This window comes from Micromonospora sp. U56, assembly GCF_018070095.1.
Classification (GTDB): domain Bacteria; phylum Actinomycetota; class Actinomycetes; order Mycobacteriales; family Micromonosporaceae; genus Micromonospora; species Micromonospora purpureochromogenes.
Map to the genome: position 1 here is coordinate 53,124 of NZ_JAGPYL010000008.1, position 14,145 is coordinate 67,268.

Sequence of the window (14,145 nt, forward strand, 5' to 3'; positions counted from 1 at the left end):
GACCGGTCAGGTACGGCTACGCCTCCTTCCACCGCCGGGGGTGGGTTTGGAACCTCCTACCCCCGACAGGAAAACGCTAACTCCTGTTCGGCCGGCAGTCACCCCCAGTTGTCGAGAACGCTCAGGGATTTCACACCTCATACACCAAGGGGTGAAACGGAAACACGAAGCGTCACCAATGGCGTCGTTTTTGCGTTGCGGCGAGCACCGCCGCGACGTTTGGCGTTATTCCCAGGCCCCGCAATGTGCGGGCCACCGCGGCCAGGGTCGCCCCGGTGGTGAGGATGTCGTCGAGCACCACCACGCTCCGGCCGCCGGCTTCGCGCCCGCCCTGGCCCGCGCGGCCCCGGAACGCCGACGCCGCCGCGGCGGCCCGCCCGGCGCTGTCCAGCGCCACCGAGTCGGGCCGGGGCAGCGCCCGCAGCGGCCGGGCGGTCCGCACGTCCCACCCCGCACCACGCAGCCGCCGGGCCGCGTGCCGGGCCAACCGCCCCAGGTGGTCGCCGTAGCGGGACCGGGCCGCCGCCGCGGTGTCCGGCACCGGCACCAGCAGCACCGGCCGCGCCGGGCCCACCGCGTCGGCCACCACCTCGGCCAGCAGCGCGCCCAACGGCCCGGCCAGACCGTGCCGACCCCGTTCCTTGTACGTCAGCAACGCCTCCCGCAACGGCCCGGCGTACGGGCCGAGGGCATGGCAGGGCGGCAGGTCGGGCGGGGCGGGGGTGGGGCGCGCCGGGGCGGGGCGCAGCGCGCCGAGCGCGTCGGCGCCGGCCGGGCAGAACCCCCGCCGGCTCGCCGAACCGGGCCGCCGGCTGCCCGCGCGGCCGCGCGGCAGCACCAGCTCGGTCAGGTCCGCCCAGTGCCCGCCGACCGCCCGCACGACGCCCTCAGTACAGGAAGAAGGGGGCGGTCGGGCTGCCCGGGCGAACGCCGGCCGGTGGCGGCGCCACCTCCAGCACCTGGTCGCGCCGGATGGTGTCCGGCGAGGGATAGCGGTAGGCGACCCCGTTCGCCTCGTACATGATCAGCGCGAAGGGCAGCGGCACCACCGGGTTCGTCGGGTACGCGACCAGGTGCGTCACCCGGGCGCCCACGTCGGCCACCAGCGCGGTCTCCAGCGCACCGTCGGTGCTCACGTAGTAGACCGCCGAACGGTCCGCCGTACCGGCCACGACCAGGGTGTTCTCGTCCGCCCAGTCGACCGCGGACAGGTCGCGCAGCGAGGTGGCCACCGCGCGGGCCGGGCCGACCGAGACCAGGCCGCCGGCCAGGTTCACCGCCGCCAGGTGCAGCTGACCGTCGATCACCAGGGCGAGCCGGTGCCCGTCCAGCGAGCCGGCCACCGCCGTCACCCGGCCGGCGGCGGTCAACGGGACCGGAACCGTCCGGGCCCGGTCGTCGAAGCGGTAGAGCTGGCCGTCCGCGACCACCAGCCCGTACGGCTGGCCGGGGTCGAGCGAGCGCAGCCACACCGGGCGCCCCATCGCGCCGAAGGTCTGGGTGCCCCGGTGGACGCCCTCCACCGTGGCGGTGCCGGATCCGACGGCCAGCCGCTGCCGGCCGCCCGGGGCGCCGACCACCAGGGCGGCGAAAGTCCTGTCCTCGACCCGGCTGATCCCGGCCGAGACGACGTTGCGGTTGTCGGCCGGCATGAGCGGCACCACCCCGCTGGCCTCGCCCGGGAAGTTCAGCGCGTGGACCGCGCCGTCGTAGACGGTGAACCGCTGCGGGGCGTCGTCGACCGGGTAGAGCGGGTGCGCCAGGCGGTGCTGGTCGAGGTCCGCGATCGCCACCCGGGACTGGTTGCGGGTGGTGAGCTGGAGTTGGCCGTCCAGCTCCGGCAGCGACCAGGCGAGCTGGATGCCGATCCTGCCCAGCTCGCGGTTGTCGTCACCCGGCAGTTCGAGGGTGACCTCCCAGCGGCCGTCCGTCTCGATCGCGTTGTTGATCAGCGCGGTGCGGTCCGGCAGGGGCCGGGCAGCCGGACGCAGCCACTCCGACGGGCCGGCGAGCAGCCACTTGACCACCTCGCTGACCCGTCGCTCGTCCGGCACCGCCAGCGGCAGGTATCGCTGGTCGGCGACCAGGCGGGTCTGGTCCGAGTTCCAGAAGTACACCGGCCGGTTCTGGTAGTACTCCCGCAGCGCCACCTCGCTGAGCAGCAGCACGTTCGGCGGGTCGGTGACGAAGAGGCCGGCCTCCTCGGTGCCCTGCTGCCCCGGCGAGACGGCGCCGCGCAGGGTGAACCGGTACTCCCGCTCGGTGGCCACCGGGGGAGCCAGGACGCCGTTGGACCGCAGCACACCGATCTGCTGCACCCGCAGGAGCACGGAGAAGAGCCCGTTGGCGTTCTCGGTGATCACCGGGTTCTCGGTCAGCCGGATCACGTTGACCGCGACCTCGCTGCCCTGCTTCTCCTGCAGGCGGCTCTTGTTCTCCGGCGCGATGAACTGCTTGACCTTCGCGTACGCCCGGTCCGGCTCGCCCGCCGCGGCGGAGAGGAAGTTGTGGACGAAGGTCTCCCGGTCGTTGCCGGCGGCCGCGCGGGCGGGCGGCTCGCTGCGGCGGGAGCTGGACGAGCCGGCCGCCACCGCCGGCCCGGACCCGTCCACCTGCACCTCGGTGTGCTCCGGGATGCCGCAGCCGGCCACGGTCAGCAGCGCGGCGCAGAGCGCGCCGGCCAGCGCCCGCCCGCGCGCCCTCACGCTCACGAACGCACCTCCGCCCGGTCGTCGCCGGCGGCGGGGGCCGGCCCGATGGCCAGGGTGCCCTCGCCGGCGGGGCCGATCGCCAGCAGCTCGCCGGGGCGGGGGCCGCCGAACGGCAACGCGGCGTCGGCCGGCACCAGCCGCAGCGGCGAGGTGGTCAGTCGGTCCCCGGCGCGGGCCGGCAGGGTGAGCCGGAACTGGGCGCCCTGCCCGGGCGCACCCCACGCCTCCAGCCAGCCGCCGTGCAGCCGGGCGTCCTCCAGGCTGATCGACAGGCCCAGGCCCGTCCCGCCGGTCTGCCGGGCCCGGGACGGGTCGGCCCGCCAGAAGCGGTTGAAGACCAGCTTCTCCTCCCCCGGCTTGAGCCCGACGCCGTGGTCGCGCACGGTGATCGCGACGGCGGTCTGGTCCATGCCGAGGGTGATCAGCACCGGCTTCGCCTCGCCGTGCTCGACCGCGTTGCCGACCAGGTTGCGCAGCACCCGCTCGACCCGGCGGGGGTCGACCTCGGCGATGACCGGCGTGGTCGGCACGTCGAGGTGGATCGGCACGCCGGCCCGCTCGGCCAGGCCGGCCAGCCGGTCGGCGACCCGGTGCACCACCGGCACCAGGTCGGTCGGCTCGGCGTCGAGCATGGCGAAGCCGGCGTCGAAGCGGCTGATCTCCAGCAGGTCGGTGAGCAGCTCCTCGAACCGGTCCAGCTCGGCCTGGAGCAGCTCGGCGCTGCGGGCGACGGCCGGGTCGAACTCGTCGCGCTCCGCGAAGATCAGGTCGGCGGCCATCCGGACGGTGGTGAGCGGGGTACGCAGCTCGTGCGACACGTCCGAGGTGAACCGGCGCTGCAACCGGGACATCTCCTCCAGCCGGAGGATCTGCCGTTGCAGGTTGGTCGCCATCTGGTTGAACGAGGCGGCCAGCAGGGCCAGGTCGTCCTCGCCGTTGACCACCATCCGCTGGTCGAGCAGGCCGGCGGAGAGTCGCTGGGCGGTCCGGGCGGCCACCCGGACCGGGGTCACCACCAGGCGGGTGACCAGGGCGGCGAGCAGGCCGAGCAGCAGCACCAGGGCCACCCCGGTGGCGAGCACGGTGGCCCGGGCGTCGGCGGCGGTGGCGTCCTGCCGGGTCAGCGGGACCAGGTAGTAGAGCTCCAGCTGGCCGAAGCGGGTCGGCACCGGCGAGCCGTACACCAGGTACTTGGTCCTCGGGCCGCCGAGCCGGCCGGTGCGGACCTGGTGGGCGACCTTGCCGTCCGCGACGGCGGCCCGCAGCTCCCGGCTGATCAGCGGCCGGACGTCGGTCGCCGGGGAGGTCCGGGTCTCGATGATCCCCGCGTAGCTGTCGGCGGTGATCGCCACGACCACCCCGCTGGCCTGCTGCGGGTCGCCCCCGGCCAGGTAGTTGACCGTGCCCTCGATGGTGTCCTGGAGCTGGGCCTCCTGCGGCTGGCTGTAGAGGTTGAACTGCTTCGCCGAGTAGTCGCTGCCGCTGCGCAGCCGCAGCAGCACGTCGGTCTGGGCGTTCTCCACCAGGATGTTAGTGATCTTGTCGGCGATCAGGTAGGCGAAGCCGCCGACCAGCAGGCTGGAGGCCACCAGCGTGATGGTGACCACCCGCACCTGCAACGACCGCCGCCAGGTCTGGTGCAGGCCGAGGCCCTGACCCACCAGGGCACGGCAGAGCACCCGCGCGGCGGGTCGCCAGCCGGCGGGGGTGCGGGAGTGGGGGGTCGGGGAGCTGGTCACGGTGCGACCAGGCTATCCGGTACCCGCCTTGTAGCCCACGCCCCGAACGGTGAGGATGATTTCCGGGCGCTCCGGATCCGGCTCGATCTTGGCGCGCAGCCGCTGCACGTGCACGTTCACCAGCCGGGTGTCGGCCGCGTGCCGGTAGCCCCAGACCTGCTCCAGCAGCACCTCGCGGGTGAAGACCTGGCGCGGCTTGCGGGCGAGCGCGACCAGCAGGTCGAACTCCAGCGGCGTCAGCTTCACCTCCTCGCCGTCCCGGCTGACCGTGTGGGCCGGCACGTCGATGGTGATCTGGTTGCCGGGCGGCCCGATCGTCAACATCTCCGGGGCGACGTCCTCGCCGCGCCGCAGCCGGGCCCGCATCCGGGCGACCAGCTCCTTGGGCTTGAACGGCTTGACCACGTAGTCGTCGGCGCCGGACTCCAGGCCGAGGACCACGTCGACGGTGTCGCTCTTGGCGGTCAGCATCACGATCGGCACGCCCGATTCGGTGCGGATCGCCCGGGCCACGTCGATACCGCTCATACCGGGCAACATCAGGTCGAGCAGCACGATGTCGGGTCGATTGTCCCGGAACGCGGCCAACGCCCGTTCCCCGTCGGCGACGAACGAGGGCAGGAAGCCCTCGCTGCGCAGGACGATGCCGAGCATCTCGGCGAGCGCGGGGTCGTCGTCGACCACCAGTACCCGGGCTCTCATGGGATTTATGTTTCCATCCCCGTTCAGTTCGGTGGGATCGGCGTCACCCGGCACGGTACTGCCGAGGGTGGTGTCACCGCACGTCCCACGCGGAAGACCGCCGCCGAAGGTCATCCGCGAGGGCCGCGCGGCGTGCGGGTCCACCCGATCGGACGGGCCGTGTCACCATGATCCCCCGGGTGCCCGCCGCCCGCCACCGAGACCCGTCAGGAGCAGGAGTACGCGTGCCCGACGTCGGCCCGACCGCCGTGCTCCCGAGGCGCCCGCTCACCGTCGGCGAGCTGCTCGACTCGGCCGTGCTGCTGCTGCGTACCCAGGGCCGGCTGCTGCTCCCGCTGGGCGCCCTGTTCGCCGTCGGCGAGCAGCTCCTGCTCCACCCGCTGCGGCTGGCCGCCGGCGTCGAGCCGCCGAGCTGGCTGCTGGGCGTCGACGGGTTCGCCGCGCTGTGGTTCCTGCTGGCGCTGGGCGCGGCGAGCGAGGCGGTGATCGTCACGCTGCTCGGCAACCCGGCCGCCCGGGCCGCCGGCGCCGCGCTGCTCGGCCGCCGCGCCGGCGTACGCGAACTGCTCCGCCCCCGGGGCGCCCGCTACGGCGCCACCCTGCTCCTCGCGCTCCTGGTCGGCCTCGTCGTCATGCTCGCCGGCCTGATGGGCCCCCTCTGGTTCGTCGCGTACGCCCTGTTCGGCTCCGTCGCGGCCGCGCTGGCGGTGGACCGGGTACCGGTGGAGCGGGCGGTCGGCCGCGCGGCGCGGCTCGCCGTGCGCGGCGGCGGGCAGGCCGGCGCCGTCCGGCTGCTCGGTTATCTCGGCTGGTGGATCCTGCGGGTCGGCCTCGGCCTGGGCGTCCTCACCGGGCTCGACTCCCTCGACCTGATCGATCTCGGCGACCCGGCCCTGGCCCAGGTCGCCGCCATCACGGTCTGGGCCGGCGTGAACACCATCGCCTACCCGGCGCTGGCCTGCCTGGACGCGGTGATCCACCTCGACAACCGGATGCGCACCGAGGGCCTCGACATCCGGCTCGCCCGCTCCCCGGCCGGCCTCGCCGAGCCCGTCCTGCTGGCGGCCGACCGATGAGCTTCAGCCGCTGGTGGACCGAGGCCACCGCCGCGCTCGGCGACCTGCTGCCGCTGCCGCTGGCGGCGCTGCTGCTTCTGCTGGCCGCCGGGCTGGCCGCGCTGGCCTGGTACCACTGGCCGGCGTGGGTGCCGCGCCGACTGCCCCGGCTCCGGCTCCGCCGACGCCGCCTCCGGCTGCCCGGCCTCCGCCTCCGGCTGCCCCGATTCCGCCTCCGGCTGCCCCGATTCCGCCTCCGGCTGCCCCGGCTCCGGCTGCCCCGGCTCCGCTTCCGGCTGCCCCGCTGGCGGCGGCGCCGCCGGACCCGGCCCGCCGCCGAGACCCCGGAGCTGCCCCGGCCCCGGACGGGCGACGCGGCACCGACCCCCGGGCCGGCGCTCTCCCTGGCCGACCGGCTGGCCGCCGAGGGCCGCTTCGCCGAGGCGGTACGGGAACGGCTGCGCGGCATGGTCCGCCGGCTGGTCGCCACCGGGGCGGTCGAGCAGCGCGCCGGCATGACCGTCACCGAGCTGACCGAGGCGGCGGCCCGCAACCGGCCCCCGGTCGACCCGACGCTCCGCGCCGCGGGCACGATCTTCTCCGAGCTCTGGTACGCCCGGCGTACCGCCTCCGCCGAGCACGACCGGCGGATGCGGGAGCTCGCCGACGAACTGGACCGGGTGCTGGCCGGCGGTCCGGAGGAGCCGCGATGACCGCCACCGCCGCACCGCCGGCCGCCCCCTCGACCGCCCCGCCCCAGCCCCCGCCCCGGCGGCGACGCCGCTGGCACCGGCTGGTGATCCCGTTCGCGCTGGCCGCCGCGCTGCTCACGATCACCGTGGTCACCCACGCGGTCGACCAGCCGGACACCACCGAGCGCGGCTACCTCTCCCCGGTGGCGACCAACGACGACGGCGGCAGCCGGCTGGCCGAGGCGCTGCGCGGGCAGGGCGTCACCGTGCAGCGGGAGACGGACACCCTGCGGGCCCTGCTGGCGCTCGACACCGGGCCGGCGACGCTCTTCGTACCGGCGCCGGAGCTGCTGCACCCGGACACCGTCGGCGCGCTGGGCGACCTGCCGCCCGGCCGCCGGCTGGTCCTGGTCGACCCGTCCCTGCGGGTGCTGGAGGCGGTGGCCCTGCCGGTGGTGCGGGCCGACCGGCGCTGGGCCACCCGGGCCGTCGCCCCGGACGCCGACGGGGTGTCCTGCCCGCTGCCCGAGGCCGCCCGGGCCGGCACCGCCGCCGCCCAGCTCCAGCGGTACGCCCCACCCGCCGGCTTCGCCACCACCCTGCGCACCTGTTACTCCGGCGGACTGGTGCACCTGCCCTGGGCGGCGGACGTGGTGGTGATCGGCGCCGGCGACCCGTTCCGCAACGACCGGATCGGCGAGTGGGGCAACCAGGCGCTGGCCACCGGGCTGCTCGGCGGCCACGGCCGGGTGGTCTGGCTCGACCTGGACGGACCCGCCCCGCCTCCGCACTTCGGCACCGGCAGCAACGGCGAACCCGCCTGGTCGCCCACCCCCGGCGGCTCGACCACCTACGGCAGCGGTGACGGCAACGGCGGGCGGCCCGGCGGCGGCTACCCGGGCGGCTCCGGCGACTCCGACGGCGACCCGTCCGACGGCGGGGACCAGGAGCAGGAACAGGCCCAACGGCCGGACCGGCAGAACCCGCTCTGGGCGGCGTTCCCCGCCTGGTTCTGGGCGCTGCTGGTGCAGCTCGCGCTGGCCGCGCTGCTGGTGGTGCTCTGGCGGGCCCGCCGGCTCGGCCCGCCGGTCGCCGAGCCCCTGCCGGTGCGGGTGCGCGCCGCCGAGACGGTCCTCGGCCGAGCGCGGCTCTACCAGCGCGCCCGCGCCCGTGGCCCGGCCGCCGACACGCTGCGCGCCGCCGCGCTCGACCGGCTCGCCGCCCGGCTCAACCTGCCCGCCACCACCCCGCCCACCGAGGTGGCCGCGCTGGTCGCCGCGCGGACCGGCGGCACCACCGACGAGGCGCACGAGCTGCTGTACGGCGGGGAGCCGTCCTCCGACGCCGAACTGCTGGCACTGGCCCGGTCGCTGGACCGGGTGACCCGTACGGTCGCGGCACCCCCCGACCACCCGACCGAAGGAGACCTCCGGTGACCCACCCCGTCGCATCCGCCGCGACCGCGACCGCCGGCGCGGACGACGCCCGTGCCGCCCTGCACCGGCTGCGCGCCGAGGTGGCCAAGGCGGTCGTCGGGCAGGACGCCGTGGTCACCGGGCTGGTGATCGCGCTGCTGTGCCGGGGGCACGTGCTGCTGGAGGGCGTACCGGGAGTGGCCAAGACGCTGCTGATCCGGACGGTCGCCGCGGCGCTGGACCTGGATTCCAAGCGGGTGCAGTTCACCCCGGACCTGATGCCGGGCGACGTCACCGGCTCGCTGATCTTCGACCCGCACACCGCCGCGTTCACCTTCCGGGAGGGGCCGGTCTTCACCAACCTGCTGCTCGCCGACGAGATCAACCGGACCCCGCCGAAGACCCAGTCGGCGCTGCTGGAGGTCATGGAGGAGCGGCAGGTCTCCGTCGAGGGCGCCCGCCGGCCGCTGCCCGACCCGTTCATCGTCGCCGCCACCCAGAACCCCATCGAGTACGAGGGCACGTACCCGCTGCCGGAGGCGCAGCTGGACCGGTTCCTGCTCAAGCTCACCGTGCCGCTGCCCAGCCGGGACGAGGAACTGGGCGTGCTGCGGGCCCACCACGCCGGCTTCGACCCGCGGGACCTGGCCGCCGCCGGCGTACGACCGGTCGCCACCGCCGCCGACCTGGCCGCCGCCCGGGCGGCGGTCGGCCGGGTGTACCTGGCCGAGCCCGTCCTCGGCTACATCGTGGACCTGTGCCGGGCCACCCGGGCCACCCCGGCGCTGGAGCTGGGCGCCTCGCCCCGGGGCGCGACGGCCCTGCTCAACACGGCGAAGGCGTGGGCCTGGCTGGCCGGGCGGGACCACGTCACCCCGGACGACGTCAAGGCCACCGCCCGGCCCACGCTGCGGCACCGGCTGCGGCTGCGCCCGGAGGTGGAACTGGAGGGCGTCGGCGTGGACGCGGTGCTGGACACGGTGCTCGCCACCGTGCCGACGCCGCGATGACCTGGCGGGCGGCCGTCCTGCTGCTGGGGGGCGCGCTGACCCTGCCGGTGTGGCCGGACCCGTTCCTCGGGGTCGTCGCGATGACCGGCGCGGTGCTGCTGCTCTGCGCCCTGGACTGGGCGCTGGCCGCGCCGCTGCACACGGTCACCGCCACCCGGGAGGGCGACCGGACCGTCCGGCTCGGCGGCACCGCCACCGTCGCGCTGCGCCTGACCAACACCTCCGGCCGTACGCTGCGCGCCCAGGTCCGCGACGCCTGGGTGCCCTCGGCGGGGGCCCGGCCGGACCTGCCACCGGAGCGGGTCGTGCCGGTACCGGCGGGCGGCGACGCGCTGCTGCCCAGCCGGCTCACCCCGACCCGGCGCGGCGACCGGCCCGCGGTGGCCCTGGCGGTGCGCTCGCTGGGCCCGCTGGGGCTGGCCTTCCGGCAGCGCGCCGGGCGACCGGTCACCCCGGCCTGGACCCTGCGGGTGCTGCCCCGCTTCGACTCCCGGCGGCACCTGCCGGAGAAGCTCTCCCGGCTGCGGGTGATCGACGGCATGCAGGTCACCCGGGGACGCGGCCAGGGCACCGAGTTCGACACCCTGCGCGAGTACGTGGTCGGCGACGACGTCCGCTCGATCGACTGGCGGGCCAGCGCCCGGCGGGCCGACGTGCTGGTCCGCACCTGGCGGCCGGAGCGGGACCGCCGGCTGGTCTGCGTGCTGGACACCGGCCGCACCTCGGCGGTACGCGTCGGCGACGAGCCCCGGCTGGACACCGCGATCGACGCGGCGCTGCTGCTCACCGCGCTCGCCGCCCGGGCCGGCGACCGGGTCGACCTGATCGCCGCGGACGCCGCGATCCGGGCCACGGTCACCGGCAGCGGACGCCCCACCCTGCTCGGCAAGCTGGTGACCACGCTGGCGCCGCTGCAACCGGCGCTGGTGGAGACGGACTTCGAGCTGATCGTCGGGGAGATCCTCCGCCGGGAGCGGCAGCGCAGCCTGGTGGTGCTCTTCACCGCGCTGGAGGCCGGCGCGCTGGGCGAGGGCCTGCTGCCGGTGCTGCCCCGGCTGGCCGCCCGGCACCGGGTGGTGGTGGCCGCCGTGCACGACCCGGTACTCACCCGGCTGACCACCGCCGCGCCGACCCGGCCCGAGGACGCCTACGCGGCGGCGGCGGGCTGGCGGGCGCTGGCCGAGCGGGACCGGGTGCGCGCCGCCCTCGCCCGGTACGGCGGGACCGTGGTGGACGCCCCGGCGGACCGCCTCGCCCCCACGGTCGCCGACACCTACCTCCGCCTCAAGGCCCTCGGCCAACTCTGAGACCCACCCGGCCCTGCTGGCGGTCCGGGTGGTGTGGGTCAGGTCAGCGACCAGCGGGGTCGGCGGTCGGGGTCGGTCGGTGCCAGGCGCGGGCGGGGTCGGTGGAGGCCCAGAGTTCGGCCAGCCAGGGGTCGGTGCGCTCGGCGGAAACCGCCCGGCGGCCGAGGACCACCACGTAGCCGAGGAAGCCCAGCCAGACCATGGCCCCGAGCGCCACGCGCAGCGCGATCGGCACCGGCGCCGGGGTGACGAAGGCCTCCAGCAGCGCGGAGACCGCGAAGAGCCCGACCAGGCCGACGGCGACCAGGATCGCCGAGCGGCCCGCCTCGGCGACGGCCCGGCCCCGGCTCAGGTGCGCCGGCGGCGAGATCCACGCCCACGCCGTCCGCAGGCCCACCCCGGCGGCGACGAAGACCCCGGTCAGCTCCAGCAGGCCGTGCGGGGTGATCAGTCCGAAGAAGACGTCGGCCCGGCCGTAGGAGACCATCACGCCGCCGACCACGCCGACGTTGAGCGCGTTCTGCCACAGCAGGTAGAACACCGGCACCACCAGCACGCCGGACGCCAGGCACTGGGCGGCTACCCAGGCGTTGTGGGTCCACAGGTGGAAGGCGAAGGTCGGCGCGGAGAACTCGGTGTAGTAGCCGGCGAAGCCCGACTCGACCAACTCGGCCGCCGCCTGCGGTCCGATGAACGCCGCGGCGGTTTCCGGGTGGCCGGCGACGTACCAGATGAGGAAGCCGCTGAGCAGGCTGAACCCGGTCGCCACCGCGCACCACCACGGCCAGGCGCGGTAGACGGCGCCCGGGAAGCCGACGGTGACGAACCGGGCCACCGCGGACCAGGACGCGCCGCGCCGGCCGGTCACCCGGGCCCGGGCGCGCAGCACCAGCTGGGAGAGCCGGCTGACCAGACCGGGGTCGGGTGAGCGGCTGCGCAGCGCGGACAGGTGGGTGGCGGCCCGCTGGTAGAGCGCCACCAGCTCGTCGACCTCGTCGGCGTCCAGCCGACGCCGGTCGCAGAGCTGTTCCAGCCGCCGCCACTCGTGTTGGTGCTCGGCGACGTACGCGTCGAGATCCACTCGTCCTCCCCCGTCCGGCGCTCATAGTGTTCACTGTGCGGGTGAGAGCGCAACCACCGGTGCCTGCCGCGACCGGCGCGGCCGACCGTTCCCCGACGGGCGCCGACGCCGGCCTGGTCAGCGGCGAGGCCGTCCAGTTGGACGTGCGGGCGGCTCGGCTGGGCTCCCGGGTGCTGGCGCTGTTGCTGGACGTCGCGGTCCAGCTGGTCCTGGTGGTGCTGCTCGCGATGGCGCTGGCGGGCCTGTCGCTGAACGCCCTGCCCGGCGTGGACGGCGCCCTGCTGAACGCGCTGGCGACCGTCCTGCTGGTGCTGCTGCTGGTCGGCTACCCGGTGCTCTTCGAACGTTTCAACCACGGCCGCACCCCGGGCAAGCTGGCCGTCGGGCTGCGGGTGGTCAGCGCCGACGGCGGCCCGGTCGGGGTACGGCAGTCGCTGAGCCGGGCGCTGGTCGGGGTCGCGGTGGAGTGGCCCGGTCTGGTGCTGCCGCTGCTGAGCTGGGTCGCCGGCGTGGCGGTGATGCTCACCGACCGGCGCGGCCGGCGGCTGGGCGACCTGGTGGCCGGCACGATGGTGGTGCACACCCGCACCCAGCAGCCTTGGCTGCCGGCACCGATGATCATCCCGCCGCTGACCGGCTGGGCGGTTCGCCTGGACCTGACCCGGCTGGACGACCCGCTGGCCCTGGCCCTGCGGCAGTACCTGACCCGGGCGCACCGGTTCGCCGAGCCGTCGCGGACCCTGCTGGCGCGGGCACTGTGGAGCGAGGTGGCCGCGGTGACGACGCCGCCACCGCCGGCCCGCGTACCGGAGCCGCTGCTGCTGGCCGCCGTGCTGGCCGAACGCAACCGCCGTGGGGCGCTACGGCTGCGGCGGGCCCGCACGCTCACCGCCAGCCTCTGGCCCGAGCTGTCCCCGACCCCGGCCACCCCCGCCGTACCCGTCGGGGGGACCGCGGACGCCACCCCGGCCGGCCTCCGGCCCGCGGTCCCGGCCCCCCGCCCGGCATCAGGCCCGCCCGCACCCCCGGCCTGACGGCCGTCGGACCGGCTGCTGGCACGTTGGCCCGCTCGACCGGACGGCGGCGGCGGCGGGAAACGGTCAGCTGAAGAGCGAGCGGCCCCACCAGTCGGCGGCGTCCCGGACGCCGGGCGGACAGGCGAAGAGCGCGCTGGAGACGTGCCGCAGGTACTCGTTCATCACGTCGTGGCGGGCGAGCTGGGTCTGGATCGGCACGAACTGCTTGCGCGGGTCCCGCTGGTACGCGATGAAGAAGAGTCCGGCGTCGAGGCGACCCAGCCCGTCGGACCCGTCCACGAAGTTGTAGCCCCGGCGCAGCAGCCGGGCGCCGTTGTTGCGGCTGGGGTGGGCGAGCCGCACGTGCGCGACGTCGGCGATCACCGGCTCCCCGTCGTCGCCCTTGGCATCGAAGTCGGGCTCGTCGAACTCGTCGCGGCGGCCCAGCGGCGCGCCGACGCCCTTGGTCCGCCCGACGATCTGCTCCTGCTCGACCAGCGAGGTGCGATCCCAGGTCTCGACCTGCATCCGGATCTTCCGGGTGACCAGGTACGACCCGCCGGTCATCCAGTCCGGCCCGTCACCGGGCTGGGCCCAGAGCTGCTCGCGCAGCAGCCCGGCGTCCTCCGCCTTGAGGTTGGCGGTGCCGTCCTTGAAGCCGAAGAGGTTGCGCGGCGTCGCCTGGTCCCGGGAGGTCGACGAGGTACGCCCGAAGCCCAGCTGCGACCAGCGGACGCTGACCACGCCCATGCCGATCCGGGCCAGGTTGCGGATGGCGTGCACCGCCACCTGCGGGTCGTTGGCACACGCCTGCACGCAGAGGTCGCCACCGGAGATCTCCGGGCGCAGCGCGTCCCCGGCGAAGTGCGGCAGGTCGGCCAGGGCGGCGGGGCGGCGATCGGCGATGCCGAACCGGTCCCGGCCCTGCCCGTCCCGGAACAGCGTCGGGCCGAAGCCGATGGTGAGGGTGAGCTGCGACGGCGGCAGGCCGAGCGCCTCACCGGTGTCGTCCGGCGGGGCCTCCGGCATGCCGTCGACCGCGCCGATCACCCCGGCGTCCCGGCCGGCGGTCATCCGGGCGGCGGCGGCCGTCCACTCCTGGAGCAGCGCCACCAGCCGGGCCCGGTCCTTGGTGATCACGTCGAAGGCGACGAAGTGCAGCCGGTCCTGCGCGGGGGTGGTGATGCCGGCCTGGTGCTCGCCGTGGAACGGCACCGCGCCGGCCGCCACGTCGCCGGCCACCGCCTGGTCGGCGTCGCGCAGCAGCGCGCCCGCGCCGGCGGCGACGCCGGCCACCCCGGCGACCCCGACCCCGGCGAGGGTGATGGCCCGTCGCCGGGACAGCCCGCCCCGGGGAGGCTCGGCGGACGTGGTGGACGCGCTGCTCTGCTCGCTCATCGGTTCTCCTGTGGGACCG

12 protein-coding genes are annotated in these 14,145 nt (G+C 75.8%); 6 read left to right on the plus strand and 6 right to left on the minus strand.

Annotated elements, in window-relative coordinates:
• Window positions 1-172: 172 nt before the first annotated feature.
• The 4 genes from KBX37_RS05520 to mtrA form a co-directional block, all read right to left on the minus strand.
• On the minus strand, window positions 173-880 hold the full coding sequence (locus tag KBX37_RS05520) for a ComF family protein (protein ID WP_210774836.1): 708 nt from the start codon (window positions 878-880) through the stop codon (window positions 173-175).
• 7 nt (window positions 881-887) lie between these two features.
• A complete protein-coding gene (locus KBX37_RS05525) occupies window positions 888-2,711 on the minus strand; it encodes an LpqB family beta-propeller domain-containing protein (protein WP_374103664.1) in 1,824 nt (607 codons plus the stop codon).
• On the minus strand, window positions 2,708-4,372 hold the full coding sequence (mtrB, locus tag KBX37_RS05530) for an MtrAB system histidine kinase MtrB (RefSeq protein WP_374103667.1): 1,665 nt from the start codon (window positions 4,370-4,372) through the stop codon (window positions 2,708-2,710). The genes KBX37_RS05525 and mtrB overlap by 4 nt, the downstream gene beginning before the upstream one ends.
• 90 nt (window positions 4,373-4,462) lie before the next feature.
• Window positions 4,463-5,152, minus strand: a complete 690-nt coding sequence (mtrA, locus tag KBX37_RS05535; protein ID WP_154939275.1) for an MtrAB system response regulator MtrA — start codon at window positions 5,150-5,152, stop codon at window positions 4,463-4,465.
• Window positions 5,153-5,376: 224 nt separating this feature from the next.
• Here mtrA and KBX37_RS05540 point away from each other — a divergent pair, with 224 nt between their 5' ends.
• From KBX37_RS05540 to KBX37_RS05560, 5 genes are read left to right on the plus strand one after another with little or no spacing between them, the layout of a single operon-like run.
• Window positions 5,377-6,228 (plus strand): hypothetical protein, encoded by an 852-nt coding sequence (locus KBX37_RS05540; RefSeq protein ID WP_210774838.1) that lies wholly within the window; start codon window positions 5,377-5,379, stop codon window positions 6,226-6,228.
• On the plus strand, window positions 6,225-6,920 hold the full coding sequence (locus tag KBX37_RS35420) for a DUF4129 domain-containing protein (RefSeq protein ID WP_210774839.1): 696 nt from the start codon (window positions 6,225-6,227) through the stop codon (window positions 6,918-6,920). Before KBX37_RS05540 ends, KBX37_RS35420 begins: the two co-directional genes overlap by 4 nt.
• Window positions 6,917-8,335: a DUF4350 domain-containing protein gene (locus KBX37_RS05550; protein WP_210774840.1), complete on the plus strand. Its 1,419-nt coding sequence runs from the start codon at window positions 6,917-6,919 to the stop codon at window positions 8,333-8,335. Before KBX37_RS35420 ends, KBX37_RS05550 begins: the two co-directional genes overlap by 4 nt.
• The gene (locus KBX37_RS05555; RefSeq protein ID WP_210774841.1) at window positions 8,332-9,324 is read left to right on the plus strand and encodes a MoxR family ATPase; all 993 of its coding nucleotides are present in this window, start codon (window positions 8,332-8,334) and stop codon (window positions 9,322-9,324) included. The genes KBX37_RS05550 and KBX37_RS05555 overlap by 4 nt, the downstream gene beginning before the upstream one ends.
• On the plus strand, window positions 9,321-10,631 hold the full coding sequence (locus KBX37_RS05560; RefSeq protein ID WP_210774842.1) for a DUF58 domain-containing protein: 1,311 nt from the start codon (window positions 9,321-9,323) through the stop codon (window positions 10,629-10,631). Before KBX37_RS05555 ends, KBX37_RS05560 begins: the two co-directional genes overlap by 4 nt.
• A gap of 43 nt (window positions 10,632-10,674) precedes the next feature.
• On the opposite strand, the gene KBX37_RS05565 is transcribed toward KBX37_RS05560, so the two are convergent.
• The gene (locus KBX37_RS05565; protein ID WP_210774843.1) at window positions 10,675-11,712 is read right to left on the minus strand and encodes a stage II sporulation protein M; all 1,038 of its coding nucleotides are present in this window, start codon (window positions 11,710-11,712) and stop codon (window positions 10,675-10,677) included.
• A gap of 41 nt (window positions 11,713-11,753) precedes the next feature.
• Here KBX37_RS05565 and KBX37_RS05570 point away from each other — a divergent pair, with 41 nt between their 5' ends.
• Window positions 11,754-12,746 carry an RDD family protein gene (locus KBX37_RS05570; protein ID WP_307848957.1) on the plus strand — a complete coding sequence of 331 codons (993 nt, stop codon included), beginning with the start codon at window positions 11,754-11,756 and terminating at the stop codon, window positions 12,744-12,746.
• Between the two features lie 66 nt (window positions 12,747-12,812).
• Here the strand turns inward: KBX37_RS05570 and efeB are convergent, their stop codons facing one another.
• Window positions 12,813-14,126, minus strand: coding sequence for an iron uptake transporter deferrochelatase/peroxidase subunit (gene efeB / locus KBX37_RS05575; protein ID WP_210774844.1), 1,314 nt, complete (start codon window positions 14,124-14,126; stop codon window positions 12,813-12,815).
• Window positions 14,127-14,145 lie beyond the last annotated feature (19 nt).

What these genes read in the sequence shown, in the direction of transcription:
- mtrA (WP_154939275.1), bottom strand. Translation starts at nt 5,152, where the DNA reads ATGAGAGCCCGGGTACTGGTGGTCGACGACGACCCCGCGCTCGCCGAG.
- KBX37_RS35420 (WP_210774839.1), top strand. Translation starts at nt 6,225, where the DNA reads ATGAGCTTCAGCCGCTGGTGGACCGAGGCCACCGCCGCGCTCGGCGAC.
- KBX37_RS05560 (WP_210774842.1), top strand. Translation starts at nt 9,321, where the DNA reads ATGACCTGGCGGGCGGCCGTCCTGCTGCTGGGGGGCGCGCTGACCCTG.
- KBX37_RS05550 (WP_210774840.1), top strand. Translation starts at nt 6,917, where the DNA reads ATGACCGCCACCGCCGCACCGCCGGCCGCCCCCTCGACCGCCCCGCCC.
- efeB (WP_210774844.1), bottom strand. Translation starts at nt 14,126, where the DNA reads ATGAGCGAGCAGAGCAGCGCGTCCACCACGTCCGCCGAGCCTCCCCGG.